The following is a 26,642-nucleotide window of genomic DNA, read 5'->3' on the forward strand; positions in this document are numbered from 1 at the left end:
TGCTCAAGCATCAACCGCTTTTTGGGTCGACTTGAAGACACGAATTTTCTTACCGTCTTCGACTTTGAAACCAACGCGGTCAGCCTTGTTGGTTTCAGCATTGAAGATGGCGACGTTGGAGACGTGCAGAGGCGCCTCCTTCTCGACGATACCGCCCTGTACACCGGACATGGGGTTCGGCTTGGTGTGGCGCTTCACCAGGTTGATCCCACCAACGACCAGACGGTCGTCAGTGAGAACCTTGAGCACCTTGCCACGCTTGCCCTTGTCTTTGCCGGCGATGACGATGATCTCGTCGTCACGACGAATCTTTTGCATGACGGCTTCTCCTTACAGCACTTCGGGGGCGAGCGAGACGATCTTCATGAACTTCTCGGAACGAAGTTCACGGGTCACGGGCCCGAAGATGCGGGTACCGATCGGCTCTTGCTTGTTGTTCAGCAGAACAGCAGCGTTGCCATCGAAGCGGATGATCGAGCCATCAGGACGGCGAACGCCGTGCTTGGTACGGACCACGACAGCAGTCATTACCTGGCCTTTCTTCACTTTACCGCGCGGAATCGCTTCCTTGACGGTGACCTTGATGATGTCGCCGATACCGGCATAACGACGGTGCGAACCACCCAGGACCTTGATGCACATAACGCGACGAGCACCGCTGTTGTCAGCGACGTCGAGCATGGATTGAGTCTGAATCATATCTTTCTCCGACCCTTAGTCCTTAGACTTCCACGGCACGTTCTACGACTTCCACCAGCGCCCAGGACTTGGTCTTGGCCAGCGGACGGGTCTCGCGGATGGTGACCTTGTCGCCGATGCGGCACTGGTTGGTTTCGTCGTGAGCATGCAGCTTGGTCGAGCGCTTCACATATTTACCGTAGATCGGGTGCTTTACGCGGCGCTCGATCAGGACGGTGATGGTTTTGTCCATCTTGTCGCTGACGACACGACCGGTCAGCGTACGGACAGTTTTCTGAGCTTCAGCCATGATTACTTACCTGCCTGCTGGTTCAGCACAGTCTTGACGCGAGCGATGTCGCGCTTCACTTGCGAGAGCAGGTGAGACTGCCCCAGCTGGCCAGTTGCTTTCTGCATACGCAGGTTGAACTGGTCGCGCAGCAGGCCGAGCAGTTGCTCGTTCAGCTGCTGTACGGATTTTTCACGAAGTTCATTCGCTTTCATCACATCACCGTCCGCTTAACAAAGGAGGTGGCGAGCGGCAGCTTTGCAGCAGCCAGGGCGAATGCCTCACGCGCCAGCTCTTCGGAAACACCCTCGATCTCGTACAGGACCTTGCCCGGTTGAATCTGGGCTACCCAGTACTCGACGCCGCCCTTCCCTTTACCCATACGAACTTCGAGGGGCTTCTTGGTGACAGGCTTGTCGGGGAACACACGGATCCAGATCTTGCCGCCACGCTTCACGTGACGAGTGAGGGCACGACGTGCAGCCTCGATCTGGCGAGCGGTGAGACGACCGCGAGCGACAGCTTTCAAGGCGAATTCGCCGAAGCTGACCTTGCTACCGCGCTGAGCCAGGCCACGGTTGTGACCAGTCATCTGCTTGCGGAATTTTGTACGCTTGGGTTGCAGCATTTTGCGTACTCCTTACTTAGCAGCTTTTTTACGAGGAGCGGGCGCTTGGGGCTTCAGCTCTTCCTGGCGGCCACCAATGACCTCGCCTTTGAAGATCCAAACCTTCACACCGATCACACCGTAGGTGGTGTGCGCTTCGTAGGTTGCATAGTCGATATCGGCACGCAGGGTGTGCAGGGGCACACGACCTTCGCGGTACCATTCGGTACGGGCGATTTCAGCACCGCCAAGACGACCGCTTACCTGGATCTTGATGCCTTTGGCACCAATGCGCATGGCGTTCTGTACAGCGCGCTTCATGGCGCGACGGAACATAACGCGACGCTCCAGCTGCTGAGCTACGCTCTGCGCAACCAGCATACCGTCGAGTTCCGGCTTGCGGATCTCTTCGATGTTGATGTGCACCGGCACACCCATTTGCTTGGTCAGGTCCTGACGCAGCTTCTCAACATCTTCACCTTTCTTGCCGATCACGATGCCGGGACGAGCGGTGTGGATGGTGATGCGTGCGGTTTGAGCCGGACGATGAATATCGATACGGCTTACGGACGCGCTTTTTAGTTTGTCTTGGAGGTACTCACGAACCTTCAGGTCGGCAAACAGATAATCGGCATAAGTGCGCTTATCTGCGTACCAGACGGAGGTGTGCTCCTTGACGATTCCCAGGCGAATGCCAGTGGGATGTACTTTCTGACCCATCTGATCGACTCCGTTACTTGTCCGCAACCTTGACAGTGATATGGCAAGACCGCTTGACGATGCGATCAGCACGGCCTTTGGCACGCGGCATGATGCGCTTCAGCGAACGCCCTTCGTTGACGAAAACGGTGGAGACCTTGAGGTCATCCACGTCAGCGCCTTCGTTGTGCTCGGCGTTGGCCACGGCCGATTCGAGCACCTTCTTCATGATCTCAGCGGCTTTCTTGCTGCTGAAGGTCAACAGGTTGAGCGCTTCGCCCACCTTCTTCCCGCGGATCTGGTCGGCGACCAAGCGGGCTTTCTGGGCGGAGATTCGAGCGCCCGACAGCTTAGCGGCTACTTCCATCGTTCCTTACCCCTTAACGCTTGGCTTTCTTGTCAGCAGCATGCCCGCGATAGGTGCGGGTAGCGGCGAACTCGCCCAGTTTGTGACCGACCATGTCTTCGTTCACGAGAACGGGGACGTGTTGACGACCATTGTGTACAGCGATGGTCAGACCGACCATCTGCGGCAGAACGATGGAACGGCGCGACCAGGTTTTCACCGGCTTGCGATCGTTCTTTTCCACCGCCACTTCGATCTTCTTCAGTAGGTGAAGATCGATAAAAGGACCTTTTTTCAGAGAACGCGGCACTGTCGTATCCTCGATTATTTACGGCGACGGACAATCATATTGTCGGTGCGTTTGTTCGCACGGGTCTTCGCGCCCTTGGTCGGGAAGCCCCACGGAGACACCGGATGACGACCACCAGAGGTACGACCTTCACCACCACCATGCGGGTGGTCGACCGGGTTCATGGCAACACCACGAACGGTCGGGCGAACGCCACGCCAGCGCTTGGCACCAGCTTTACCCAGCGAACGCAGGCTGTGCTCGGAGTTCGAGACTTCGCCCAGGGTCGCACGGCATTCAGCCAGTACTTTGCGCATTTCGCCGGAGCGAAGACGCAGGGTCACGTAGGCACCTTCACGAGCGACCAGCTGGGCGGAAGCGCCAGCGGAACGAGCGATCTGAGCACCTTTGCCCGGTTTCAGCTCAACACCGTGAACGGTGCTACCAACCGGGATGTTGCGCAGCTGCAGAGCGTTACCGGCCTTGATCGGAGCGTGAGCACCGGAAATCAGCTGGTCGCCAGCGCTCACGCCTTTCGGCGCGATGATGTAGCGACGTTCGCCGTCGGCATACTTCAGCAGAGCGATGTGAGCAGTGCGGTTCGGGTCGTATTCGATACGCTCGACGGTGGCAGGAATGCCATCCTTGTTGCGACGAAAATCGACCAGACGATAGTGCTGCTTATGACCACCGCCGATGTGGCGAGTGGTGATGCGGCCGTTGTTGTTACGACCACCGGTCTTCGACTTCTTCTCAACCAGCGGCGCGTAGGGAGCACCCTTGTGCAGCTCCTGGTTGACAACCTTGACCACAAAACGGCGGCCAGCGGAAGTCGGTTTGCATTTAACGATTGCCATGATGCACCCCTTTACTCAGCGCTGCTGGCGAAATCGAGATCTTGACCCGGCTGGAGGGCGATGTACGCCTTTTTCCAGTCGTTGCGCTTGCCCAGGCCGCGAGCGGTACGCTTGGTCTTGCCCTGTACGTTGACAGTGCGGACGGCTTCTACCTTCACGCTGAACAGGCTTTCTACGGCCTTCTTGATTTCCAGCTTGGTTGCATCGGTGGCAACCTTGAAAACGAATTGGCTTTTGCCATCTGCCAGCACGGTAGCCTTCTCGGAGATGTGCGGGCCAACCAGCACCTTGAATACGCGTTCCTGGTTCATCCCAGCAGCTCCTCGAATTTCTTCACGGCGGACACGGTGATCAACACCTTGTCGTAGGCGATCAGGCTTACCGGGTCGGAACCCTGCACGTCACGGACATCGACATGCGGCAGGTTGCGAGCAGCCAGGTACAGGTTCTGATCGACATCATCGGAAACGATGAGGACGTCGGTCAGGCCCAGGCCGTTCAGCTTGCCCAGCAGATCCTTGGTTTTCGGCGCCTCGACTGCGAAGTCGGCAACCACGACCAGGCGATCCTGACGGACCAGCTCGGAGAGGATGGAGCGCAGAGCAGCGCGATACATCTTCTTGTTGAGCTTCTGGGAGTGATCCTGCGGCTTGGCGGCGAAAGTGGTACCACCGGAACGCCAGATGGGGCTGCGGATGGTGCCAGCACGAGCACGACCGGTGCCCTTCTGACGCCAGGGCTTCTTGCCACCACCGGATACTTCGGAGCGGGTCTTCTGCGCACGAGTGCCCTGACGACCGCCAGCCATGTAGGCGACGACAGCCTGGTGAACCAGGGTCTCGTTGAACTCGCCACCAAAGGTACGCTCGTCGACTTCGATAGCCTGAGCGCCATTTACATTCAATTGCATCTCAGCTTCCCCTCTTAACCACGAGCCTTGGCAGCCGGACGCACAACGACATCACCGCCGGTAGCGCCGGGAACGGCACCTTTGACCAGCAGCAGATTACGTTCTGCATCGACACGCACAACTTCCAGGGACTGCACAGTCACTCGCTCAGCGCCGAGGTGACCGGACATTTTCTTGCCCTTGAAGACACGACCAGGAGTCTGGCACTGGCCAATGGAGCCCGGGGCGCGGTGGGAAACGGAGTTACCGTGGGTATTATCTTGACCACGGAAATTCCAGCGCTTGATGGTGCCGGCGTAGCCTTTACCTTTCGACTGACCGGTAACGTCAACCAGCTGACCAGCCTGGAAAACCTCGGCAGTGATCTGATCGCCAGCCTGGTATTCGCCGTCTTCGAGACGGAATTCCCAGACGCTGCGACCAGCGGCAACGTTAGCCTTGGCGAAGTGACCAGCCTGAGCGGCAGTCACGCGCGAAGCACGACGCTCACCGACAGTGACTTGCACTGCACGATAGCCATCGCTTTCTTCAGTCTTGAACTGGGTGACGCGATTCGGCTCGATCTCAATGACCGTGACCGGAATGGAGACACCTTCTTCGGTGAAAATGCGGGTCATGCCGCACTTACGACCGACTACACCAATAGTCATGTTGTAAACCTCATGAGTGTACGGGGCTTTCACCCGCTATGGCCGCCCATTTCAGAGCGTTACACGACTAAAAACCCGAAGGTTATTAGCCGAGGCTGATCTGCACTTCCACGCCTGCCGCAAGGTCGAGCTTCATCAGCGCATCGACGGTTTTATCCGTCGGCTGGACGATGTCCAGGACACGCTTATGGGTACGGATTTCGTACTGATCGCGCGCGTCTTTGTTGACGTGCGGGGAGATCAGAACGGTGTACCGCTCTTTGCGAGTAGGCAGAGGAATAGGACCACGCACCTGAGCACCAGTACGTTTCGCGGTTTCCACGATTTCCTGGGTGGATTGATCGATCAGGCGATGGTCAAAAGCCTTCAACCGAATACGGATTTGTTGGTTTTGCATTTTGACCTCAGACTCTATCTCTGCTTTCCCCAACGGACGGACTACGCCCGTTAAAAGGAGGCGTGATTGTACGGATGCACCGGAAGGGTGTCAACTTTTGACCAACCAAAAGAAAAGGGGCCCCTAAGGGCCCCTTCTCTCGTCAGGATCTTCGATTACTCGATGATCTTGGCAACCACGCCGGCACCAACGGTACGGCCGCCTTCGCGAATCGCGAAACGCAGACCGTCTTCCATGGCGATCGGAGCGATCAGGGTGACAACCATCTTGATATTGTCGCCCGGCATTACCATCTCAACGCCTTCCGGCAGTTCGCAGTTACCGGTCACGTCAGTGGTACGGAAGTAGAACTGCGGACGGTAGCCCTTGAAGAACGGGGTGTGACGACCACCTTCTTCCTTGGACAGAACGTACACTTCGCACTCGAACTTGGTGTGAGGCTTGATGGTGCCCGGCTTGGCCAGAACCTGGCCACGCTCTACGTCGTCACGCTTGGTGCCGCGCAGCAGGATACCAACGTTCTCACCAGCACGACCTTCGTCGAGCAGCTTGCGGAACATTTCAACGCCGGTGCAGATGGTCTTGCTGGTATCACGGATACCAACGATTTCCACTTCTTCCTGGACCTTGACGATGCCGCGCTCAACACGACCGGTAACCACGGTGCCGCGGCCGGAGATGGAGAACACGTCTTCGATCGGCATCAGGAACGGCTGGTCGATGGCACGAACCGGCTCCGGAATGTAGGAGTCCAGGGTTTCTACCAGCTTGCGAACAGCGGAGACGCCGATTTCGTTGTCGTCTTTGCCTTCCAGCGCCATCAGCGCGGAACCGATAACGATCGGAGTGTCGTCGCCCGGGAAGTCGTAGGTGTTCAGCAGATCGCGAACTTCCATTTCGACCAGTTCCAGCAGCTCGGCGTCGTCAACCATGTCGGCCTTGTTCAGGAACACGACGATGTAGGGAACGCCTACCTGACGGGACAGCAGGATGTGCTCGCGAGTCTGCGGCATGGGGCCGTCAGCGGCGGAGCAAACCAGGATAGCGCCGTCCATCTGAGCAGCACCGGTGATCATGTTCTTCACATAGTCAGCGTGACCGGGGCAGTCAACGTGAGCGTAGTGACGAACAGCGGAGTCGTACTCAACGTGGGAGGTGTTGATGGTGATACCGCGAGCTTTCTCTTCCGGCGCGTTGTCGATCTGATCGAAAGCGCGAGCAGAACCACCCCAGGTCTCGGAGCAGACTTTGGTCAGAGCAGCAGTCAGGGTGGTCTTGCCATGGTCTACGTGACCAATGGTGCCGACGTTGACGTGCGGTTTGTTACGTTCGAATTTTTCCTTAGCCACGACAGTAAACCTCTTACTTAAAGGGCTGAATCAACCTTGTTTTTTAACCAGCGCTTCGACGACGTTCGACGGAGCTTCGGCGTATTTTGCGAATTCCATGGAGTAGCTAGCGCGACCCTGAGACATGGAACGTACGTCGGTTGCATAACCGAACATCTCGCCCAGCGGAACTTCTGCACGGATAACCTTACCGGAAACCGAGTCTTCCATCCCCTGAATCAGGCCACGACGACGGTTCAGGTCACCCATCACGTCGCCCATGTAATCCTCAGGAGTTACCACCTCTACCTTCATGATCGGCTCAAGCACTTTACCGCCGCCCTTCTGGGCCAGCTGCTTGGTCGCCATGGAGGCAGCGATCTTGAACGCCATCTCGTTGGAGTCGACGTCGTGGTACGAACCATCGAACACGGAAGCCTTCAGGCCGATGAGCGGGTAGCCGGCGACAACGCCGTTCTTCATCTGCTCCTCGATGCCCTTCTGGATCGCCGGGATGTATTCCTTCGGAACAACACCACCCACGACTTCGTTGGTAAACACCAGACCCTCGGTGATGTTGCCCTTCTCGTCCACATCGGCAGCCGAGAAACGGATCCAGCAGTGACCGAACTGACCGCGACCACCGGACTGACGAACGAACTTGCCTTCGATCTCGACGTTGTCCTTGGTGATGGTTTCACGGTAGGAAACCTGCGGCTTGCCGATGTTGGCCTCGACGCCGAACTCGCGCTTCATGCGGTCGACGAGGATGTCCAGGTGCAGCTCACCCATACCGGAGATGATGGTCTGGCCGGTTTCTTCGTCGGTCTTGACGCGGAACGACGGGTCTTCCTGGGCCAGCTTGCCGAGGGCGATACCCATCTTCTCCTGGTCAGCCTTGGTCTTCGGCTCAACAGCAACCGAGATTACCGGCTCCGGGAAGTCCATACGCTCGAGGATGATCGGCTTGTCGATGTCGCACAGGGTGTCACCGGTGGTGACGTCCTTCATGCCGATCAGGGCCGCGATGTCGCCAGCGCGCACTTCCTTGATCTCGTCACGCTGGTTGGCGTGCATCTGCACCATACGACCAACGCGCTCTTTCTTGCCTTTCACGGAGTTGATGACCGACTGGCCCGACTCCAGGACGCCCGAGTAGACGCGAACGAAGGTCAGGGTACCTACGAACGGGTCGGTAGCGATCTTGAACGCAAGAGCGGAGAACGGAGCACTGTCGTCCGCAGGACGCTCGTCATGGATCTCGTTGTCATCGGTGCTGTCCGGATGCACGCCCTTGATCGCGGGGATCTCGGTCGGAGCCGGCAGGAAGTCGATAACGGCGTCGAGAACCAGGGGCACACCCTTGTTCTTGAAGGAGGAACCGCAGACAGCCGGAACGATTTCGCAGGCGATAGTACGCTGACGCAGGCCGGCCTTGATCTCTTCGATCGTCAGCTCACCCTCTTCCAGGTACTTGTTCATCAGCTCTTCGTTGGCTTCGGCAGCAGCCTCGACCATGTTGTTGCGCCACTCGTTGGCCAGGTCGACCAGCTCCGCAGGAATCTCTTCCTCGCGGTAGGAGGTGCCCTTGTCGTCTTCGTTCCAGTAGATAGCCTTCATTTTCAGGAGGTCGATCTGACCCTGGAAGTCATCTTCCGCACCGATGGCCAGCTGAACCGGAACCGGGGTGTGACCCAGGCGGTTCTTGATCTGACCGACGACGCGCAGGAAGTTGGCGCCAGCGCGGTCCATCTTGTTCACGTAAACGATACGCGGAACGCCGTACTTGTTGGCTTGACGCCATACGGTTTCGGACTGCGGCTCAACGCCGGAAGTGCCGCAGAACACCACGACAGCACCGTCCAGCACGCGCAGGGAGCGCTCAACTTCAATGGTGAAGTCAACGTGACCGGGGGTGTCGATGACGTTTACGCGGTACTTGTCGTACTGACCACGGGAGCCCTCCCAGAAGGTGGTGATGGCAGCGGAGGTAATGGTGATACCCCGCTCCTGCTCCTGCACCATCCAGTCGGTAGTGGCTGCACCGTCGTGCACCTCACCCATCTTGTGGCTGAGACCTGTGTAGAACAGGATCCGCTCGGTAGTGGTGGTCTTGCCCGCGTCTACGTGGGCACAGATACCAATGTTCCGGTAGCGGTTAATTGCTGTATTACGAGCCATAAAGCCCTCGCGAAAGAATGGATGCCGTAATTAGAAGCGGTAGTGCGAGAACGCCTTGTTGGCTTCAGCCATACGGTGCACGTCTTCACGCTTCTTGACAGCAGCGCCTTTGCCATCGAAGGCATCCAGCAGCTCGCCAGCGAGGCGCAGGGCCATGGACTTCTCGCCGCGCTTGCGCGCGGAGTCCACCAGCCAGCGCATGGCCAGCGCATTGCGACGGGACGGACGAACTTCGACCGGAACCTGGTAGGTAGCACCGCCTACACGGCGGGACTTGACTTCGACCAGCGGAGCGATGGCGTCGAGAGCTTTCTCGAAGATCTCCAGGGGATCGGCGTTCTTGCGGGATTTGACGGTATCCAGAGCACCGTAAACGATGCGCTCGGCTACGGCCTTCTTGCCGCTTTCCATCACGTGGTTCATGAACTTGGCGAGGATCTGGCTTCCGTATTTCGGATCGTCCAGGATCTCACGCTTGGCTGCTACACGACGTCTTGGCATTGATAAGCCCTCAAACGGTCTTCAGGTTAGCCCGGAACCATAACCATTCGGTTACGCCCGACCTTACTCTTATCGACTCAATAAATTTGAAAATCAGTGAGCGGACCGAATTACTTCGGACGCTTGGTACCGTACTTGGAACGGCCCTGCTTACGGTCTTTGACACCAGTGGTGTCCAGAGAGCCGCGAACGGTGTGGTAGCGAACACCCGGAAGGTCTTTTACACGACCGCCACGGATCAGCACTACGCTGTGCTCCTGCAGGTTGTGACCTTCACCACCGATGTAGGAGGTGACTTCAAAACCGTTGGTCAGGCGAACACGGCAGACCTTACGGAGTGCGGAGTTCGGTTTTTTCGGCGTGGTGGTGTACACGCGAGTGCACACGCCACGACGCTGCGGGCAGTTCTGCAGCGCAGGAACGTCGGATTTTTCGACGATACGCTTGCGCGGCTGACGTACCAGCTGGTTGATAGTTGCCATCTATAAGCTCCACTGTTGTCTTTCGACGCTATTGCCCTAAAGCAAAATGGCAGAGCGCATGCCCTGCCAAATTTAGGGGTGCATGAGTCTAAAGAGACTAATTCCCCCAGTCAAGACAAAGCCCCGGGCGACAGAAGTCGGCCGGGGCTTTGCACTCAATTGCCGCTGGAGTTCAGCGCTTCAGTCAGCGCCGCTTCCACTTCGCTCGCGCTCACGCGGACCGGCTTGCCGGCTTCGCGCTGACGCTTGCGCTCGCTGTGGTAGGCCAGGCCGGTACCGGCCGGGATCAGACGACCCACCACGACGTTTTCCTTCAGGCCACGCAGGTAGTCGCGCTTGCCAGTGACCGCCGCCTCGGTAAGAACGCGGGTGGTTTCCTGGAAGGACGCTGCGGAGATGAACGACTCGGTCGACAGCGAAGCCTTGGTGATACCCAGCAGGACGCGTTCGAACTTGGCGATGAAGCGATCTTCGGTCGCCAGACGCTCGTTCTCTTCCAGTACCTGGGTCAGCTCCATCTGGTCGCCCTTGATGAAGCTGGAGTCACCCGACTCGGCGATCTCGACCTTGCGCAGCATCTGACGCAGGATCGTCTCGATGTGCTTGTCGTTGATCTTCACGCCCTGAAGGCGGTACACGTCCTGGATCTCGTTGACGATGTACTTGGCCAGTGCGCTGACGCCCAGCAGACGCAGGATGTCGTGCGGGTTGCTCGGACCGTCGGAGATGACTTCGCCGCGGTTTACCTGTTCGCCTTCGAAGACGTTCAGGTGGCGCCACTTCGGAATCAGCTCTTCGTAAGGATCGCTGCCGTCGGTCGGGGTGATGACCAGGCGACGCTTGCCCTTGGTCTCCTTGCCGAAGGAGATCGTGCCGCTGATTTCCGCCAGGATCGACGGCTCTTTCGGACGACGCGCTTCGAACAGGTCGGCAACACGCGGCAGACCACCGGTGATGTCGCGGGTTTTCGAAGTCTCCTGCGGGATACGGGCGATAACGTCACCCACGCCCACTTGAGCACCGTCGGCAACGCCAACCAGGGCGTTCGCCGGCAGGAAGTACTGGGCAGGTACGTCGGTACCCGGCAGCAGCAGCTCCTTGCCATTGGCGTCGACCAGCTTCACGGCCGGACGAATGTCCTTGCCGGCGGCCGGGCGATCCTTCGGATCCAGGACTTCGATGTTGGTCAGGCCGGTCAGTTCGTCGGTCTGACGCTTGATGGTGATGCCTTCCTCCATGCCGACGAAGGTCACGGTACCCTTCATTTCGGTCACGATCGGGTGGGTGTGCGGATCCCACTTGGCGACGATGGCGCCCGGATCGACCTTGTCACCTTCCTTGACGCTGATGACAGCACCATAGGGCAGCTTGTAACGCTCGCGCTCGCGACCGAAGTCGTCGGCAACGGCCAGCTCGCCGGAACGGGAAACGGCAACCAGATGACCGTTGAGGTTCTCGACGTGCTTCAGGTTGTGCAGGCGGATGGTGCCGCCGTTCTTGACCTGGACGTTGTCGGCTGCGGAAGTACGGCTGGCCGCACCACCGATGTGGAAGGTACGCATGGTCAGCTGGGTACCCGGCTCACCGATTGACTGGGCAGCGATGACACCGACCGCCTCACCGATGTTCACCTGGTGACCACGGGCCAGATCGCGGCCGTAGCACTTGGCGCAGATGCCGTAGCGGGTTTCGCAGCTGATCGGCGAACGCACGATCACTTCGTCGATGCTGGCGCGCTCGATGAACTCGACCCACTGCTCGTCGACCAGGGTACCGGCCGGAACGATGACCTCGTCGGAGCCCGGCTTGAACACGTCACGGGCGATCACTCGACCCAGCACGCGCTCACCCAGGGGCTCGACCACGTCGCCGCCTTCGATGTGCGGAGTCATCAGCAGGCCCTGTTCGGTGCCGCAGTCGATCTCGGTCACTACCAGGTCCTGGGCCACGTCGACGAGACGACGGGTCAGGTAACCGGAGTTCGCGGTCTTCAGTGCGGTGTCCGCCAGACCTTTACGAGCACCGTGAGTGGAGATGAAGTACTGGAGTACGTTCAGGCCTTCACGGAAGTTCGCGGTGATGGGGGTCTCGATGATGGAGCCGTCCGGCTTGGCCATCAGGCCACGCATGCCGGCGAGCTGACGGATCTGTGCAGCGGAGCCCCGCGCACCGGAGTCAGCCATCATGTACATGGAGTTGAAGGATTCCTGATCGACTTCCTTGCCCTCGCGATCGACCACCTTCTCTTTCGAGAGGTTGGCCATCATCGCCTTGGACACTTCATCGTTCGCCTTGGACCAGAGGTCGATCACCTTGTTGTACTTCTCGCCCTGGGTTACCAGGCCGGAGGCGTACTGGGACTCGATCTCCTTCACTTCCTCGGTGGCCGCGTCGATGATGCGGGCCTTCTCGTCCGGGATCACGAAGTCGTTCACGCCGATCGAGACACCGGAGATGGTGGAGTAGGCGAAGCCGGTGTACATCAGCTGGTCAGCGAAGATGACGGTGTCCTTCAGGCCGACCACGCGATAGCACTGGTTGATCAGCTTGGAGATCGCCTTCTTCTTCATCGGCTGGTTGACCACGTCGAACGCGAGGCCGGCCGGAACCACCTGGAACAGCAGCGCACGGCCGACAGTGGTGTCGACGATACGGGTGTTCTTGGTGATGGAGCCATCCTTGTCCTTCACGGTCTCGTTGATGCGGACTTTCACGCGGGCGTGCAGGGACGCTTCGCCGGCGCGGAATACGCGGTCGACTTCCTGCAGGTCGGCGAATACGCGACCTTCACCCTTGGCGTTCACCGCCTCACGGGTCATGTAGTACAGACCCAGTACCACGTCCTGCGACGGCACGATGATCGGCTCGCCGTTGGCGGGGGACAGGATGTTGTTGGTGGACATCATCAGCGCGCGCGCTTCCAGCTGGGCCTCGAGGGTCAGCGGGACGTGAACGGCCATCTGGTCACCGTCGAAGTCGGCGTTGTACGCCGCGCAGACCAGCGGGTGCAGCTGGATGGCCTTGCCTTCGATGAGCACCGGCTCGAACGCCTGGATACCCAGACGGTGGAGGGTCGGTGCGCGGTTGAGCAGTACGGGGTGTTCACGGATGACTTCGGCGAGAACGTCCCAGACCTCGGGCAGCTCGCGCTCGACCATCTTCTTGGCCGCCTTGATGGTGGTGGCCATGCCGCGAGCTTCGAGCTTGCCGAAGATGAACGGCTTGAACAGCTCGAGGGCCATCTTCTTCGGCAGACCGCACTGGTGCAGGCGCAGGGTCGGACCCACGGTGATCACGGAACGGCCGGAGTAGTCGACGCGCTTACCGAGCAGGTTCTGACGGAAGCGACCTTGCTTACCCTTGATCATGTCCGCCAGGGACTTCAGCGGGCGCTTGTTCGAACCGGTGATGGCGCGACCACGACGGCCGTTGTCCAGCAGGGCGTCGACAGCTTCCTGCAGCATGCGCTTTTCGTTGCGCACGATGATGTCCGGAGCGGCCAGGTCGAGCAGGCGCTTCAGGCGGTTGTTACGGTTGATGACCCGGCGATACAGATCGTTGAGATCGGAGGTCGCGAAACGGCCACCATCCAGCGGAACCAGCGGGCGCAGGTCCGGCGGCAGCACCGGCAGGACGGTCAGCACCATCCACTCGGGATGGTTGCCGGAGCCCTGGAAGGCTTCCATCAGCTTCAGGCGCTTGGACAGCTTCTTGATCTTGGTTTCCGAGTTGGTCTGCGGAATCTCTTCGCGCAGGCGGCCGATCTCGTGTTCCAGGTCGATGGCGTTCAGCAGCTCGCGAACGGCCTCGGCACCCATGCGGGCGTCGAAGTCGTCACCGAACTCTTCGAGGGCCTCGAAGTACTGCTCGTCGTTAAGCAGCTGGCCCTTTTCCAGGGTGGTCATGCCCGGGTCGATCACCACGTAGCTCTCGAAATAGAGCACGCGTTCGATGTCACGCAGGGTCATGTCCAGCAGCAGGCCGATACGGGACGGCAGGGACTTCAGGAACCAGATGTGGGCGACCGGCGAAGCCAGTTCGATGTGGCCCATGCGCTCACGGCGCACTTTGGCCAGGGCAACTTCGACACCGCACTTCTCGCAGATCACGCCGCGATGCTTGAGGCGCTTGTACTTACCGCACAGGCACTCGTAGTCCTTCACCGGGCCGAAGATCTTGGCGCAGAACAGGCCATCGCGCTCCGGCTTGAAGGTACGGTAGTTGATGGTCTCCGGCTTCTTCACTTCACCGAAGGACCAGGAACGGATCATCTCGGGCGAGGCCAGGCCAATACGGATGGCATCGAACTCTTCGATTTGACCCTGGTTTTTCAACAGATTCAGCAAGTCTTTCAAGGCCTTTCCTCCTCACGGACCCGCTGCGACCGGCCTTGACCAGCCGCAGCGTATGGGCGTCTCGTGTTATTCGGTTTCCAGTTCGATGTCGATGCCGAGCGAGCGGATCTCTTTGATCAACACGTTGAAGGACTCGGGCATGCCGGCCTCCATGCGGTGATCCCCGTCCACGATGTTCTTGTACATCTTGGTACGGCCGTTCACGTCGTCCGACTTCACGGTCAGCATTTCCTGCAGGGTATAGGCAGCGCCGTAGGCTTCCAGCGCCCAAACCTCCATCTCCCCGAAACGCTGGCCACCGAACTGCGCCTTACCACCCAGCGGCTGCTGGGTGACCAGGCTGTAAGAGCCGGTGGAACGTGCGTGCATCTTGTCGTCGACCAGGTGGTTCAGCTTCAGCATGTACATGTAGCCGACGGTGGTCGGACGCTCGAACATGTTGCCGGTACGACCATCGAACAGGCGCATCTGGCCGCTTTCCGGCAGATCGGCCAGCTTCAGCATGGCCTTGATCTCGCGCTCCTTGGCACCGTCGAACACCGGGGTGGCCATCGGTACGCCAGCACGCAGGTTCTTGGCCAGGTCGAGGATTTCCTGGTCGCCCAGTTCATCCAGGTTTTCCTGACGACCACCGATCTCGTTGTAGATCTCGTGGAGGAACTTGCGCAGCTCGGCGACCTTGCGCTGCTCTTCGAGCATGCGGTTAATCTTCTCGCCCAGGCCCTTGGCCGCGAGGCCCAGGTGGGTTTCGAGGATCTGGCCGACGTTCATACGCGACGGTACGCCCAGCGGGTTGAGGACGATGTCCACCGGGGTGCCATTGGCATCGTGGGGCATGTCTTCGACCGGCATGATCACGGAGACCACACCCTTGTTACCGTGACGGCCCGCCATCTTGTCGCCCGGCTGGATGCGGCGCTTGATAGCCAGGTAGACCTTGACGATCTTCAGTACGCCCGGAGCCAGGTCATCGCCTTGCTGCAGCTTGCGCTTCTTGTCTTCGAACTTGTCGTCGAGCAATTGACGGCGGTCGGAGAGATAGGCCTGGGCCTTTTCCAACTGCTCGTTCAGTGCGTCGTCGGCCATGCGCAGCTTGAACCACTGACCATGGTCGAGGCCGTCGAGGAAGGCGTCATCGATCTCGGCGCCTTTCTTCAGGCCAGCGCCGCCTTCGGCCTTGGCACCGACCAGGGCGGAGCGCAGACGTTCGAAGGTAGCGCCTTCGACGATGCGGAACTCTTCGTTCAGGTCCTTGCGGATTTCGTCGAGCTGCATCTTCTCGATGGCCAGAGCGCGGCTGTCGCGCTCCACGCCGTCACGGGTGAAGACCTGGACGTCGATGACGGTGCCCTTGGTGCCGGTCGGCACGCGCAGGGAGGTGTCCTTAACGTCGGAAGCCTTCTCACCGAAGATCGCGCGCAGCAGCTTCTCTTCCGGAGTCAGCTGGGTCTCGCCTTTCGGAGTGACCTTGCCGACCAGGATGTCGCCAGCACCGACTTCGGCACCCACGTAAACGATGCCCGCTTCGTCCAGCTTGTTCAGCGCTGCTTCACCCACGTTCGGGATGTCAGCGGTGATTTCCTCTGGGCCGAGCTTCGTGTCACGCGCCACACAGGTCAGTTCCTGGATGTGGATGGTGGTGAAGCGATCTTCCTGGACCACACGCTCGGAGAGGCAGATGGAGTCTTCGAAGTTGAAGCCGTTCCAGGGCATGAACGCAACGCGCATGTTCTGACCGAGAGCCAGTTCACCCATGTCGGTGGACGGGCCGTCGGCGAGGATGTCGCTGCGGGAGACCTGGTCACCCTTCTGCACCAGCGGGCGCTGGTTGATGCAGGTGTTCTGGTTGGAACGGGTGTATTTGGTCAGGTTGTAGATGTCGACACCGGCTTCACCGGTTTCGACTTCATCGTCATTGACGCGGACCACGATGCGGCTGGCATCGACGGAGTCAATCACGCCGCCACGACGGGCCACGACGCAGACGCCGGAGTCACGGGCGACGTTGCGCTCCATGCCGGTACCGACCAGGGGCTTGTCGGCACGCAGGGTCGGCACGGCCTGACGCTGCATGTTCGAACCCATGAGTGCACGGTTGGCGTCGTCGTGCTCGAGGAACGGGATCAGCGAGGCAGCGACGGAAACGACCTGCTTCGGCGAAACGTCCATCAGGGTGACGTCTTCGGGCGCCTTGACGGTGAACTCGTTCAGGTGACGTACGGCCACCAGTTCGTCGATCAGTTGGCCCTTCTCGTTCAGGGTCGCGGACGCCTGGGCGATGACGTGATCGGCCTCTTCGATTGCGGAGAGGAAGACGATCTCGTCAGTCACCTGGGTGCCTTTTACAACGCGGTACGGGCTTTCCAGGAAGCCGTACTGGTTGGTGCGGGCATAGGTGGCAAGGGAGTTGATCAGACCGATGTTCGGACCTTCAGGGGTCTCGATCGGGCACACGCGGCCGTAGTGGGTCGGGTGTACGTCGCGGACTTCGAAGCCGGCGCGCTCGCGGGTCAGACCACCTGGGCCGAGTGCGGAGACGCGGCGCTTGTGGGTGATTTCGGAGAGCGGGTTGTTCTGGTCCATGAACTGCGAGAGCTGGCTGGAACCGAAGAATTCCTTGATCGCGGCAGCCACCGGCTTGGCGTTGATCAGGTCTTGCGGCATCAGGCCTTCGCTTTCGGCCATCGACAGACGTTCCTTGACCGCGCGCTCGACGCGCACGAGGCCGACACGGAACTGGTTCTCGGCCATTTCGCCGACGCAACGTACGCGACGGTTACCCAGGTGGTCGATGTCGTCGACGATGCCCTTGCCGTTACGGATGTCGACCAGGGTCTTGAGGACCTCGACGATGTCTTCCTTGCTCAGCACGCCCGAACCTTCGATCTCGGTGCGACCGATACGACGGTTGAACTTCATGCGGCCGACGGCGGACAGGTCGTAACGCTCGGCGCTGAAGAACAGGTTGTTGAACAGGGTCTCGGCGGCTTCCTTGGTCGGCGGCTCACCGGGACGCATCATGCGGTAGATCTCGACCAGGGCTTCCAGCTGGTTGCCGGTGGAGTCGATCTTCAGGGTGTCGGAGATGAACGGACCGCAGTCGATGTCGTTGGTATACAGGGTCTCGATGCGAACGACCTGAGCCTTGGCGATCTTCACCAGGACGTCGGTGGTCAGCTCGGTGTTGCACTCGGCGATGATCTCGCCGGTGGCCGGATGCACGATAGCCTTGGCGGTGGTGCGGCCGAGAACGTAGTCCAGGGGGACTTCCAGTTCCTTGATGCCGGCCTTTTCCAACTGGTTGATGTGGCGCGCGGTGATGCGGCGGCCTTGCTCAACGATGACTTTGCCGTTCTCGTCCTTGATGTCGAACACGGCAATTTCGCCGCGCAGACGGTGAGGCACGAGCTCCAGATGCAGGATCTCGCCTTTCACGTGGAAAACGTTGGTCGCATAGAAGGCATCGAGCACTTCTTCAGTGCTGTAGCCGAGCGCACGCAGCAGTACCGAAGCCGGCAGCTTGCGGCGACGGTCGATACGCACGAATACGCAGTCCTTCGGGTCGAACTCGAAGTCCAGCCAGGAGCCGCGGTAGGGGATGATGCGAGCGGAGTACAGCAGCTTGCCCGAGCTGTGGGTCTTGCCGCGGTCGTGGTCGAAGAACACGCCCGGAGACCGGTGCAGCTGGGAAACGATGACGCGCTCGGTACCGTTGATGATGAAGGTACCGTTCTCGGTCATCAGGGGGATTTCCCCCATGTAGACTTCCTGCTCCTTGATGTCCTTGATCGCTTTGTTCGACGACTCTTTGTCGAAAATGATCAGACGGACTTTGACTCGCAGCGGTACGGCGAAGGTTACGCCGCGCAGCACGCATTCCTTGACATCGAAAGCCGGCTCGCCCAGGCGATAGCCGACGTATTCCAGAGCGGCGTTACCGGAATAGCTGATAATCGGGAATACAGACTTGAAGGCCGCGTGCAGGCCGATATCACGAAACTGGTCCTTGCTCGCGCCCGCCTGCAGGAATTCGCGATACGAATCCAGCTGGATGGCCAGGAGGTAGGGTACATCCATGACGTCCGGCAACTTGCTAAAGTCTTTGCGGATACGTTTTTTCTCAGTGTATGAGTAAGCCATCAGCGTTCCCCAGCTTGGTCACCTGCTTGTTTGGCTCCCCCGACGGGAGTAGCCAGAAAATCGTGCAAACCCCTTGGTTTGCGCCACCTCTCGGGTGGTTTTTCACGTTCCGGGCGAGGCATGCGCCGACCACCTAGAACGGAAAAAGGCCGGTGGCATAAGCCACCAGCCATCAGCCTCGCGCGAGTCGCTCGGGCTGTAGACGCAAAGTCGTCGCTTACTTGAGCTCGACTTTGGCGCCAGCTTCTTCCAGAGCCTTCTTGGCAGCTTCGGCCTCTTCTTTCGAAGCGCCTTCTTTGACAACGCCCGGGGCGCCGTCAACAACAGCCTTGGCTTCTTTCAGACCCAGACCGGTCAGTTCGCGAACGACTTTGATGACGTTCACTTTCTTGTCGCCGGCTTCGGTCAGAACGATGTTGAACTCGGTTTGCTCTTCAGCAGCGGCAGCGGCAACAGCCGGGCCAGCAGCAACGGCAGCGGCGGCGGTAACGCCGAACTTCTCTTCCATTGCCTTGATCAGTTCAACAACTTGCATCACGGACATTTCGGATACGGCGTTGATGATGTCTTCGTTGGTCAGAGCCATGACTCTAATTCCTGTATAGATGGACGGCCTTTAACGGCCATCGAATTAAACGAGTTTACGTAGAAGAAGCAGCGCGCCTGGATCAGGCAGCAGCGCTTTCCTTCTGGTCGCGAATTGCCGCCAGGGTACGAGCCAGCTTGCTGGTAGCGCCTTGGATCACGCTCATCAGCTGCGATACGGCCTCGTCGTAGGTCGGCAGAGTTGCCAGTACGTCGATCTGGTTAGCTGCGATCAGCTTGCCTTCGAACGCGGCAGCCTTGATCTCGAACTTGTCCTGACCCTTCGAGAACTCCTTGAAGATACGAGCGGCAGCGCCCGGATGTTCGTTGGAGAACGCGATCAGGGTCGGGCCTTTGAACACGTCGCCGAGGACTTCGAAAGAAGTACCTTCAACGGCGCGACGAGCCAGGGTGTTACGCACGACTTTCACGTACACACCAGCCTCGCGGGCCTCTTTACGGAGTCCGGTCATGGCTCCCACGGTCACGCCTCGGGCATCAGCCACGACAGCGGACAGGGCAGCTTTGGCAGCCTCGTTGACTTCAGCGACGATGGCCTTCTTGTCTTCGAGTTTAATTGCCACGGGTTCACTCCTGGATGTTACCGGTTCGTCCAGCCGGGGCCGGACGGCGTTTTGGTGTCTGATTCGGTAAACGAATCGGGAGCACCATCTGCGTAGGCTCGGGAAAGACTTCCCGGTTTGAGGCTTTCACCGCCTACGGTCTTGGATAGCCCCCGCCAGGCAGGGACCCCAATACCTGCGCAGCGGGAGCACCCGCTGCGACTTGATTTCTTAGGCTTCCAGGGAAGCCTGATCGATCTGCAGACCCGGGCCCATGGTGGTGCTCAGGGTCACGCGCTGAACGTACACACCCTTGGAGGTGGACGGCTTCAGGCGCTTCAGGTCAACCAGCAGAGCTTCGACGTTCTGCTTCAGCTTGACCGGCTCGAAATCGATCTTGCCCACGGAGGCGTGGATGATGCCGTTCTTGTCGGTACGGAAACGCACCTGACCAGCCTTGGCGTTCTTCACGGCAGTGGCCACGTCCGGAGTCACGGTACCAACCTTCGGGTTCGGCATCAGGCCGCGCGGACCGAGGATCTGGCCCAGCTGACCGACAACGCGCATCGCGTCCGGGGAGGCGATAACGACGTCATAGTTCAGGTCGCCGCCTTTCATTTCGGCAGCCAGCTCGTCCATGCCTACGCGGTCAGCACCTGCAGCCAGAGCAGCTTCAGCGCCCGGACCCTGGGTGAACACGGCAACGCGAACGCTTTTGCCGGTGCCGTTCGGCAGTACGGTAGCGCCACGTACGACCTGGTCGGATTTACGCGGGTCAACGCCCAGGTTGATGGAGATATCAACGGACTCTTTGAACTTGATGGTCGACAGCTCAGCCAGCAGTTTGGCGGCGTCTTCGAAACCATATTGTTTGCCGGCTTCGATTTTCTCGGCGATAGCCTTCTGGCGCTTGGTCAGCTTAGCCATTTACACACCCTCCACGTTCAGGCCCATGCTACGAGCGGAGCCGGCGATGGTACGCACGGCCGCATCCAGGTCAGCTGCAGTCAGATCAGCCTGTTTTGTCTTGGCGATATCTTCCAGCTGAGCACGGGTGACGGTGCCGACTTTCTGGCTGTTCGGGCGAGCAGAGCCGCTGGTGATGCCAGCCGCTTTCTTCAGCAGCACGGAAGCCGGGGTGCTTTTGGTTTCGAAAGTGAAGCTGCGGTCGCTGTATACGGTGATGATCACGGGAGTCGGCAGACCGGGCTCCATACCCTGGGTCTTGGCGTTGAACGCCTTGCAGAATTCCATGATGTTCACGCCATGCTGACCCAGAGCCGGACCGACCGGCGGGGACGGGTTGGCTTGAGCAGCCTTCACTTGCAGCTTGATATAAGCCTGAATCTTCTTAGCCATCTATAACTCCAATTGCGGGTTCGAACGCCTTGAGGCTCCCCGTTTGCTTGCGCGTTTATCCCAGTGACGACAAAACCCCGCAACCATTGGCTGCGGGGTATGGGATGCCTATTTCAGCTATGCCTTCTCGACCTGGCTGAACTCCAGCTCCACCGGCGTGGAGCGGCCGAAGATGAGCACGGCGACCTGAATCCGGCTCTTCTCGTAGTTAACCTCTTCAACGACACCATTGAAGTCCGCGAACGGACCATCAATGACACGAACCGTCTCGCCCGGCTCGAACAATGTCTTGGGCTTGGGCTTGTCGCCGCTATCAGCAACGCGACGCAGGATCGCCTCGGCCTCTTTATCGGTGATAGGCGCCGGCTTGTCGGCCGTACCACCAATGAAACCCATGACCCGAGGGGTATCCTTGACCAAATGCCAAGTGCCCTCGTTCATTTCCATCTGAACAAGCACATAACCAGGGAAGAACTTGCGCTCACTTTTGCGCTTCTGGCCGTTCCGCATCTCCACTACCTCTTCGGTAGGGACCAGAATCTCACCAAAACCATCTTCCATGCCGGCAAGCTTGACGCGCTCCACCAGCGAACGCATTACGTGCTTTTCATAACCGGAGTAGGCATGCACAACGTACCAACGCTTAGCCACGGCGCACCCTTAACCTACAATCATCGAAACAAGCCAACCGAGCAGGGAATCGAGCCCCCACAGCAGCAGCGCCATTACCAGAACAACAGCCACGACAATAAGCGTGGTCTGCGTGGTTTCCTGACGAGTCGGCCAAACGACCTTGCGGATTTCCGCACGCGCCTCTTTAGCCAGAACAAAGAATGCTTGCCCCTTGGCAGTCTGCAGCGCTACAAAGGCAGCACCCGCACCAAGAACGAGCAGAACAAGAACACGGTAGATAATCGGCTCAGCAGAGAAATACTGATTACCAACCACACCAACCGCGACGATAGCAGCCACAACGATCCACTTCAGAACGTCGAAGCGTGTTTCTTTGGCTTCAGCCTTGGCATTCATCAGCTAGGACCTTGTGAATATTTGCCAAACTTCCTTCTTGGAAATTTGGCAGGCCAGGAGGGAATCGAACCCCCAACCTGCGGTTTTGGAGACCGCCGCTCTGCCAATTGAGCTACTGGCCTGTAACGAAGTCAGGCCGACCATTATGCCGGCCTGACGGAGTTAGATCAACCGATTACTCGATGATCTTGGCAACCACGCCGGCGCCAACGGTACGGCCGCCTTCGCGAATCGCGAAACGCAGACCGTCTTCCATGGCGATCGGAGCGATCAGGGTGACAACCATCTTGATGTTGTCGCCCGGCATTACCATCTCAACGCCTTCCGGCAGTTCGCAGTTACCGGTCACGTCAGTGGTACGGAAGTAGAACTGCGGACGGTAGCCCTTGAAGAACGGAGTGTGACGACCACCTTCTTCCTTGGACAGAACGTACACTTCGCACTCGAACTTGGTGTGCGGCTTGATGGTGCCCGGCTTGGCCAGAACCTGGCCACGCTCTACGTCGTCACGCTTGGTGCCGCGCAGCAGGATACCAACGTTCTCACCAGCACGACCTTCGTCGAGCAGCTTGCGGAACATTTCAACGCCGGTGCAGATGGTCTTGCTGGTATCACGGATACCAACGATTTCCACTTCTTCCTGAACCTTGACGATGCCGCGCTCAACACGACCGGTAACCACGGTGCCGCGGCCGGAGATGGAGAACACGTCTTCGATCGGCATCAGGAACGGCTGGTCGATGGCACGAACCGGCTCCGGAATGTAGGAGTCCAGGGTTTCTACCAGCTTGCGAACAGCGGAGACGCCGATTTCGTTGTCGTCTTTGCCTTCCAGCGCCATCAGCGCGGAACCGATAACGATCGGAGTGTCGTCGCCCGGGAAATCGTAGGTGTTCAGCAGATCGCGAACTTCCATTTCGACCAGTTCCAGCAGCTCGGCGTCGTCAACCATGTCGGCCTTGTTCAGGAACACGACAATGTAGGGAACGCCTACCTGACGGGACAGCAGGATATGCTCGCGAGTCTGCGGCATGGGGCCGTCAGCGGCGGAGCAAACCAGGATGGCGCCGTCCATCTGAGCAGCACCGGTGATCATGTTCTTCACATAGTCAGCGTGACCGGGGCAGTCAACGTGAGCGTAGTGACGAACAGCGGAGTCGTACTCAACGTGGGAGGTGTTGATGGTGATACCGCGAGCTTTCTCTTCCGGCGCGTTGTCGATCTGATCGAAAGCGCGAGCAGAACCACCCCAGGTCTCGGAGCAGACTTTGGTCAGAGCAGCAGTCAGAGTGGTCTTGCCATGGTCTACGTGACCAATGGTGCCAACGTTGACGTGCGGTTTGTTACGTTCGAATTTTTCTTTAGCCATCGAGAACGTCTCCCATCAAAGAATTGAGCGAGTCACGCCACCATTAAAACAAAGGCAGATATTTACATATCTGCCTTTGTTGAGATGGAGCTCATGAGCGGAATCGAACCGCTGACCTCACCCTTACCAAGGGTGTGCTCTACCAGCTGAGCTACATGAGCAAAACACATTGCATGAACATCAAACCTGGAGCGGGTAGCGGGAATCGAACCCGCATCATCAGCTTGGAAGGCTGAGGTTCTACCACTGAACTATACCCGCGGAGCCCGGTGCTCACGCTTGAATCTGGTGGAGGGAGAAGGATTCGAACCTTCGAAGTCTATGACGTCAGATTTACAGTCTGATCCCTTTGGCCGCTCGGGAATCCCTCCAATCGGGAGGCGGCATTTTCATTCTCTGCCACCCTACTGTCAAGCATTTTCTCATTTAAATCTTGAGGTTAGCTTACTTTGACAGCAGCTCCGCAGTTCCACTTTTTCAGCCTAGCTGCGAAGCGGGCGCCATTCTATTCAAACTATCTGGAGGATGCAACGTTTTCGCACGGCATTATTTTATGTTGGAGCCCAGCGAAGTCCCGGGCCAGTTCCCCAAGCAACGCATCATCAGCTAGACGTCGGCTTTCCGGGGCAATGCGAACCCAGAAATCTCGATGAGAGCGCGCGAGCTCGCGCATGGAAGGTTCATAACCCGCATCCTTCAAACGCGCCATCACGCTTTCAGCGGAGTCCATCCTCGGGAAAATTCCCAGCGAAATGCCGTTCTGCAAGTCGCCCTGACTGATGATGTAGCTGTCTATTTTCCGCGCCTGAAGCTCCTTCAGCTGACGCAACGACGCCTGCCGCGATGCCAGCGGAGCGAGATAGACCCAATAATCGACTCCGGCAGCCGCATCGACCTCTTGAACCTGCCCCTGAATATCAAGCGCGACCAGACGCTGCTCAACCTCCCTCGCCTGGGCTTCCTGCTCAAAACTTCCGAGGTATAGGCATGCATTCTGCTCAGCCATAGCCTGCTGAACAGGTGGCTCTTCATGCCTGGGCTTGGCGTCTTTCGACTCACTCAGTAGCCGGATGTCCTGCTGCCCTCCTCTATATAAAGAAAGCGTCTCCACCTCTTTAGCGCGAAGAGGCGCCTGCTGCTGATGCCACACGTAATAGAAAAGATTGAGAACCAGCAAAAGCAGAAACATCCAACGCATGACGAACCTCAAGATAACGGGCAGGCAATCGCCAATCCAACGAACACAAGGTCCGGAAGGACTTTGGCCTGGGGAAACTCATCCTTCACCAGAAAGGCATCTCCACCTGTCAGATAGAGCTCGAAGGAACTTCCCAGCCATTCTCTCGCTTGCACAACCTGGGTGTGCACAAAACCTTGCAACATCAACAGACAGCCTCGCTCTACAGCCTCGACTGTTGAGCGCCCCGGCACCATTTCCTGCAGAGCTCGCTCCGCGGCGTCATCGCCATAGCGGATACGTCGAGTATGCGTTCGCAACTGATTACGCATGAGCGGCATTCCTGGACAGATGAAGCCACCAAGATGCTCTCCCGCTTCGGAAACGAAGTCAGAGGTAACCGCCGTACCAAGATCCAGGACCAGACATGCACTATTCGATAGATGATAGGCCCCAAGAACAGCGAGCCATCGATCAAGCCCCAGGCGCTGATAATCGTCATAGCCGTTGCGCACCCCCGCCATTTCCCTGGACGGCTGGGCACAAGCAGATTCGATAGCAAAGGCCGCCCGCAATTTATCCGTAAGCCGATGGGTTTCATCGTCGGTACGCACACTTACAAGGCGACACCAGCTCAGCTCAATCTCGGATATCGAGAGCACTGCGATCAGCTCATCATCGGAACCTACGACACCTCCAGCAAGAACTCGCATCTCGGTAGTAGAGATCACACGCCACTTGATGAAGCTGTTACCGCAATCAAGCTCAAGAATCATTACGCAACCTCAAACTGAGCTCTCCGCCACTGAAGACCTTCTCGGAACCATCAACATCCATTCGCAGGGCACCACTATCGTCCACCCCCAGAATGACACCATCGACACGCTGCTTGCCTGCAATCAGTGAGACCTCTCGCCCGCCCCAGAGATGGTCAGCCTCCCACTCAGCCCGCAAGGCCTTGAAGCCCTCGCGATGACATTGCGCCAGACAGTAATTCAGCTGCTCAAGAACATTTATGGCAAGCGCGGTTCGATCATACAAACCACCACTTTCGAGGAGAATGGAGGTCCAGGGCTGACTTATCTCCGCGTCAGACCAACGCATATTGACGTTGATGCCGATACCAATAATGACACTGCAGATGTCTGCGGGGTCCCCAATCAGCTCGAGAAGAATTCCCGCTATCTTGCGGCCATTGACCAGAATATCGTTGGGCCACTTGAGCCCAACACCGGAGAGCCCGCTCAAGCGTATTGCTCGCAGGACAGCCAACCCTACTACGAGACTAAGGCCCTCTAGATGGCCCGCCCCCCCCTCGACCCGCAAGCCCACGCTGCAGTAAAGATTCTGCCCATAGGGGCTGACCCATTCCCGACCGCGCCTGCCGCGACCGCCGCTCTGGTGCTCCGCCAGGACAGCAAAAGGAGTCTCGGCTCCAGCGGCGATACGTCGCATGACTTCAGCATTAGTGGAATCGACAGTTTCAACAACAACACAGGAAAAGTCCGGTACGACGTCATTCAGCCTTGCGGGATCAAGAAGACTCATCGGAGCTTCCAATCGGTAGCCCTTGCCACGCAGCTTATGAAACCGGACGTCGTAGTTCGCCTCGAGAGATTGCAATTGCTTCCAGACGGCACTTCGACTTACACCGAGCGCCCGCCCCAACTCCTCACCGGAGTGAAACTGGCCGTCCTGTAGGAGCTTCAACAAGGTAAGCATGCGCGCACCGCCTCAGAATGAGGCACGCATCATAGCCATGCATGCTGGGCTTGCATAGAAAAGCGCAGATTGGAATAGGTCATAGAGTCGAAAAGACATTCGAAGGATCTCGACTTCGCGCGCGTGACT

Annotated in this window: 29 protein-coding genes and 4 tRNA genes; all 33 read right to left on the reverse strand. The window is 58.6% G+C overall.

Going from position 1 to position 26,642, the window contains the following annotated elements:
• Positions 1 to 3: 3 nt before the first annotated feature.
• Positions 4 to 318 (reverse strand): 50S ribosomal protein L24, encoded by a 315-nt coding sequence (gene rplX, locus ACYJSS_RS27300; protein ID WP_021219598.1) that lies wholly within the window; start codon positions 316 to 318, stop codon positions 4 to 6.
• A gap of 12 nt (positions 319 to 330) precedes the next feature.
• Positions 331 to 699 carry a 50S ribosomal protein L14 gene (rplN, locus tag ACYJSS_RS27305; RefSeq protein ID WP_003448734.1) on the reverse strand — a complete coding sequence of 123 codons (369 nt, stop codon included), beginning with the start codon at positions 697 to 699 and terminating at the stop codon, positions 331 to 333.
• A 22-nt stretch (positions 700 to 721) separates the two neighbouring features.
• Positions 722 to 988, reverse strand: a complete 267-nt coding sequence (gene rpsQ / locus ACYJSS_RS27310; RefSeq protein ID WP_021219597.1) for a 30S ribosomal protein S17 — start codon at positions 986 to 988, stop codon at positions 722 to 724.
• Between the two features lie 2 nt (positions 989 to 990).
• Positions 991 to 1,182: a 50S ribosomal protein L29 gene (gene rpmC, locus ACYJSS_RS27315; RefSeq protein WP_016490538.1), complete on the reverse strand. Its 192-nt coding sequence runs from the start codon at positions 1,180 to 1,182 to the stop codon at positions 991 to 993.
• Positions 1,182 to 1,595 (reverse strand): 50S ribosomal protein L16, encoded by a 414-nt coding sequence (gene rplP / locus ACYJSS_RS27320; RefSeq protein WP_111261956.1) that lies wholly within the window; start codon positions 1,593 to 1,595, stop codon positions 1,182 to 1,184. The genes rpmC and rplP overlap by 1 nt, the downstream gene beginning before the upstream one ends.
• Positions 1,596 to 1,607: 12 nt before the next feature.
• A complete protein-coding gene (gene rpsC, locus ACYJSS_RS27325; RefSeq protein WP_016490536.1) occupies positions 1,608 to 2,294 on the reverse strand; it encodes a 30S ribosomal protein S3 in 687 nt (228 codons plus the stop codon).
• Between the two features lie 13 nt (positions 2,295 to 2,307).
• Entirely contained in the window at positions 2,308 to 2,640 is a 333-nt protein-coding gene (rplV, locus tag ACYJSS_RS27330; protein WP_007161246.1) for a 50S ribosomal protein L22, read from the reverse strand.
• Between the two features lie 13 nt (positions 2,641 to 2,653).
• The gene (gene rpsS / locus ACYJSS_RS27335; RefSeq protein WP_016490535.1) at positions 2,654 to 2,929 is read right to left on the reverse strand and encodes a 30S ribosomal protein S19; all 276 of its coding nucleotides are present in this window, start codon (positions 2,927 to 2,929) and stop codon (positions 2,654 to 2,656) included.
• A gap of 14 nt (positions 2,930 to 2,943) precedes the next feature.
• Positions 2,944 to 3,765 carry a 50S ribosomal protein L2 gene (gene rplB, locus ACYJSS_RS27340; protein ID WP_111261957.1) on the reverse strand — a complete coding sequence of 274 codons (822 nt, stop codon included), beginning with the start codon at positions 3,763 to 3,765 and terminating at the stop codon, positions 2,944 to 2,946.
• An 11-nt stretch (positions 3,766 to 3,776) separates the two neighbouring features.
• A complete protein-coding gene (gene rplW / locus ACYJSS_RS27345) occupies positions 3,777 to 4,076 on the reverse strand; it encodes a 50S ribosomal protein L23 (protein WP_021219593.1) in 300 nt (99 codons plus the stop codon).
• Positions 4,073 to 4,675 (reverse strand): 50S ribosomal protein L4, encoded by a 603-nt coding sequence (rplD, locus tag ACYJSS_RS27350; RefSeq protein WP_111261958.1) that lies wholly within the window; start codon positions 4,673 to 4,675, stop codon positions 4,073 to 4,075. Before rplD ends, rplW begins: the two co-directional genes overlap by 4 nt.
• Positions 4,676 to 4,689: 14 nt before the next feature.
• Positions 4,690 to 5,325 carry a 50S ribosomal protein L3 gene (gene rplC / locus ACYJSS_RS27355; RefSeq protein ID WP_021219591.1) on the reverse strand — a complete coding sequence of 212 codons (636 nt, stop codon included), beginning with the start codon at positions 5,323 to 5,325 and terminating at the stop codon, positions 4,690 to 4,692.
• Positions 5,326 to 5,410: 85 nt separating this feature from the next.
• Positions 5,411 to 5,722, reverse strand: coding sequence for a 30S ribosomal protein S10 (gene rpsJ / locus ACYJSS_RS27360; RefSeq protein ID WP_003243886.1), 312 nt, complete (start codon positions 5,720 to 5,722; stop codon positions 5,411 to 5,413).
• A gap of 155 nt (positions 5,723 to 5,877) precedes the next feature.
• Entirely contained in the window at positions 5,878 to 7,071 is a 1,194-nt protein-coding gene (tuf, locus tag ACYJSS_RS27365; protein WP_175384238.1) for an elongation factor Tu, read from the reverse strand.
• A 30-nt stretch (positions 7,072 to 7,101) separates the two neighbouring features.
• Positions 7,102 to 9,231 carry an elongation factor G gene (gene fusA, locus ACYJSS_RS27370; protein WP_111261960.1) on the reverse strand — a complete coding sequence of 710 codons (2,130 nt, stop codon included), beginning with the start codon at positions 9,229 to 9,231 and terminating at the stop codon, positions 7,102 to 7,104.
• Between the two features lie 30 nt (positions 9,232 to 9,261).
• Positions 9,262 to 9,732, reverse strand: coding sequence for a 30S ribosomal protein S7 (gene rpsG, locus ACYJSS_RS27375; protein WP_111261961.1), 471 nt, complete (start codon positions 9,730 to 9,732; stop codon positions 9,262 to 9,264).
• 110 nt (positions 9,733 to 9,842) lie between these two features.
• Positions 9,843 to 10,214 (reverse strand): 30S ribosomal protein S12, encoded by a 372-nt coding sequence (rpsL, locus tag ACYJSS_RS27380; protein WP_021217014.1) that lies wholly within the window; start codon positions 10,212 to 10,214, stop codon positions 9,843 to 9,845.
• 155 nt (positions 10,215 to 10,369) lie between these two features.
• A complete protein-coding gene (gene rpoC, locus ACYJSS_RS27385; RefSeq protein ID WP_111261962.1) occupies positions 10,370 to 14,569 on the reverse strand; it encodes a DNA-directed RNA polymerase subunit beta' in 4,200 nt (1,399 codons plus the stop codon).
• Positions 14,570 to 14,635: 66 nt separating this feature from the next.
• Positions 14,636 to 18,709 carry a DNA-directed RNA polymerase subunit beta gene (gene rpoB, locus ACYJSS_RS27390; RefSeq protein WP_111261963.1) on the reverse strand — a complete coding sequence of 1,358 codons (4,074 nt, stop codon included), beginning with the start codon at positions 18,707 to 18,709 and terminating at the stop codon, positions 14,636 to 14,638.
• 217 nt (positions 18,710 to 18,926) lie between these two features.
• Positions 18,927 to 19,295: a 50S ribosomal protein L7/L12 gene (gene rplL, locus ACYJSS_RS27395; protein ID WP_111261964.1), complete on the reverse strand. Its 369-nt coding sequence runs from the start codon at positions 19,293 to 19,295 to the stop codon at positions 18,927 to 18,929.
• Positions 19,296 to 19,377: 82 nt separating this feature from the next.
• Positions 19,378 to 19,878, reverse strand: a complete 501-nt coding sequence (gene rplJ, locus ACYJSS_RS27400) for a 50S ribosomal protein L10 (RefSeq protein WP_021217010.1) — start codon at positions 19,876 to 19,878, stop codon at positions 19,378 to 19,380.
• 210 nt (positions 19,879 to 20,088) lie between these two features.
• Complete coding sequence (gene rplA, locus ACYJSS_RS27405; protein WP_111261965.1) at positions 20,089 to 20,784, reverse strand: 50S ribosomal protein L1; 696 nt, start codon at positions 20,782 to 20,784, stop codon at positions 20,089 to 20,091.
• Complete coding sequence (gene rplK, locus ACYJSS_RS27410; protein ID WP_111261966.1) at positions 20,785 to 21,216, reverse strand: 50S ribosomal protein L11; 432 nt, start codon at positions 21,214 to 21,216, stop codon at positions 20,785 to 20,787.
• A gap of 117 nt (positions 21,217 to 21,333) precedes the next feature.
• On the reverse strand, positions 21,334 to 21,867 hold the full coding sequence (gene nusG, locus ACYJSS_RS27415) for a transcription termination/antitermination protein NusG (RefSeq protein ID WP_111261967.1): 534 nt from the start codon (positions 21,865 to 21,867) through the stop codon (positions 21,334 to 21,336).
• Positions 21,868 to 21,876: 9 nt separating this feature from the next.
• Positions 21,877 to 22,245: a preprotein translocase subunit SecE gene (gene secE, locus ACYJSS_RS27420; protein WP_021217006.1), complete on the reverse strand. Its 369-nt coding sequence runs from the start codon at positions 22,243 to 22,245 to the stop codon at positions 21,877 to 21,879.
• 46 nt (positions 22,246 to 22,291) lie between these two features.
• Positions 22,292 to 22,367 (reverse strand) — tRNA-Trp (locus tag ACYJSS_RS27425).
• A 53-nt stretch (positions 22,368 to 22,420) separates the two neighbouring features.
• Entirely contained in the window at positions 22,421 to 23,614 is a 1,194-nt protein-coding gene (gene tuf, locus ACYJSS_RS27430) for an elongation factor Tu (protein ID WP_175384238.1), read from the reverse strand.
• 85 nt (positions 23,615 to 23,699) lie between these two features.
• A tRNA-Thr gene (locus tag ACYJSS_RS27435) sits at positions 23,700 to 23,775 on the reverse strand.
• A gap of 26 nt (positions 23,776 to 23,801) precedes the next feature.
• Positions 23,802 to 23,875: transfer RNA gene (locus ACYJSS_RS27440), tRNA-Gly, on the reverse strand.
• Between the two features lie 25 nt (positions 23,876 to 23,900).
• Positions 23,901 to 23,985 (reverse strand) — tRNA-Tyr (locus tag ACYJSS_RS27445).
• Positions 23,986 to 24,128: 143 nt separating this feature from the next.
• A complete protein-coding gene (locus ACYJSS_RS27450) occupies positions 24,129 to 24,812 on the reverse strand; it encodes an SPOR domain-containing protein (protein ID WP_111261968.1) in 684 nt (227 codons plus the stop codon).
• Between the two features lie 8 nt (positions 24,813 to 24,820).
• Entirely contained in the window at positions 24,821 to 25,567 is a 747-nt protein-coding gene (locus ACYJSS_RS27455) for a pantothenate kinase (protein ID WP_111261969.1), read from the reverse strand.
• The gene (gene birA / locus ACYJSS_RS27460; protein ID WP_111261970.1) at positions 25,557 to 26,513 is read right to left on the reverse strand and encodes a bifunctional biotin--[acetyl-CoA-carboxylase] ligase/biotin operon repressor BirA; all 957 of its coding nucleotides are present in this window, start codon (positions 26,511 to 26,513) and stop codon (positions 25,557 to 25,559) included. Before birA ends, ACYJSS_RS27455 begins: the two co-directional genes overlap by 11 nt.
• Between the last annotated feature and the right edge of the window lie 129 nt (positions 26,514 to 26,642).

The organism is Pseudomonas sp. No.21 (genome assembly GCF_054558415.1).

Excerpts from the sequence above, each read along its gene's own strand:
- rplX (WP_021219598.1), bottom strand. The coding sequence starts at position 318 with ATGCAAAAGATTCGTCGTGACGACGAGATCATCGTCATCGCCGGCAAA.
- rplN (WP_003448734.1), bottom strand. The coding sequence starts at position 699 with ATGATTCAGACTCAATCCATGCTCGACGTCGCTGACAACAGCGGTGCT.
- rpsQ (WP_021219597.1), bottom strand. The coding sequence starts at position 988 with ATGGCTGAAGCTCAGAAAACTGTCCGTACGCTGACCGGTCGTGTCGTC.
- rpmC (WP_016490538.1), bottom strand. The coding sequence starts at position 1,182 with ATGAAAGCGAATGAACTTCGTGAAAAATCCGTACAGCAGCTGAACGAG.
- rplP (WP_111261956.1), bottom strand. The coding sequence starts at position 1,595 with ATGCTGCAACCCAAGCGTACAAAATTCCGCAAGCAGATGACTGGTCAC.
- rpsC (WP_016490536.1), bottom strand. The coding sequence starts at position 2,294 with ATGGGTCAGAAAGTACATCCCACTGGCATTCGCCTGGGAATCGTCAAG.
- rplV (WP_007161246.1), bottom strand. The coding sequence starts at position 2,640 with ATGGAAGTAGCCGCTAAGCTGTCGGGCGCTCGAATCTCCGCCCAGAAA.
- rplB (WP_111261957.1), bottom strand. The coding sequence starts at position 3,765 with ATGGCAATCGTTAAATGCAAACCGACTTCCGCTGGCCGCCGTTTTGTG.
- rplW (WP_021219593.1), bottom strand. The coding sequence starts at position 4,076 with ATGAACCAGGAACGCGTATTCAAGGTGCTGGTTGGCCCGCACATCTCC.
- rplD (WP_111261958.1), bottom strand. The coding sequence starts at position 4,675 with ATGCAATTGAATGTAAATGGCGCTCAGGCTATCGAAGTCGACGAGCGT.
- rplC (WP_021219591.1), bottom strand. The coding sequence starts at position 5,325 with ATGACTATTGGTGTAGTCGGTCGTAAGTGCGGCATGACCCGCATTTTC.
- rpsJ (WP_003243886.1), bottom strand. The coding sequence starts at position 5,722 with ATGCAAAACCAACAAATCCGTATTCGGTTGAAGGCTTTTGACCATCGC.
- fusA (WP_111261960.1), bottom strand. The coding sequence starts at position 9,231 with ATGGCTCGTAATACAGCAATTAACCGCTACCGGAACATTGGTATCTGT.
- rpsG (WP_111261961.1), bottom strand. The coding sequence starts at position 9,732 with ATGCCAAGACGTCGTGTAGCAGCCAAGCGTGAGATCCTGGACGATCCG.
- rpsL (WP_021217014.1), bottom strand. The coding sequence starts at position 10,214 with ATGGCAACTATCAACCAGCTGGTACGTCAGCCGCGCAAGCGTATCGTC.
- rpoB (WP_111261963.1), bottom strand. The coding sequence starts at position 18,709 with ATGGCTTACTCATACACTGAGAAAAAACGTATCCGCAAAGACTTTAGC.
- rplL (WP_111261964.1), bottom strand. The coding sequence starts at position 19,295 with ATGGCTCTGACCAACGAAGACATCATCAACGCCGTATCCGAAATGTCC.
- rplA (WP_111261965.1), bottom strand. The coding sequence starts at position 20,784 with ATGGCTAAGCTGACCAAGCGCCAGAAGGCTATCGCCGAGAAAATCGAA.
- rplK (WP_111261966.1), bottom strand. The coding sequence starts at position 21,216 with ATGGCTAAGAAGATTCAGGCTTATATCAAGCTGCAAGTGAAGGCTGCT.
- secE (WP_021217006.1), bottom strand. The coding sequence starts at position 22,245 with ATGAATGCCAAGGCTGAAGCCAAAGAAACACGCTTCGACGTTCTGAAG.
- tuf (WP_175384238.1), bottom strand. The coding sequence starts at position 23,614 with ATGGCTAAAGAAAAATTCGAACGTAACAAACCGCACGTCAACGTTGGC.
- ACYJSS_RS27450 (WP_111261968.1), bottom strand. The coding sequence starts at position 24,812 with ATGCGTTGGATGTTTCTGCTTTTGCTGGTTCTCAATCTTTTCTATTAC.
- ACYJSS_RS27455 (WP_111261969.1), bottom strand. The coding sequence starts at position 25,567 with ATGATTCTTGAGCTTGATTGCGGTAACAGCTTCATCAAGTGGCGTGTG.
- birA (WP_111261970.1), bottom strand. The coding sequence starts at position 26,513 with ATGCTTACCTTGTTGAAGCTCCTACAGGACGGCCAGTTTCACTCCGGT.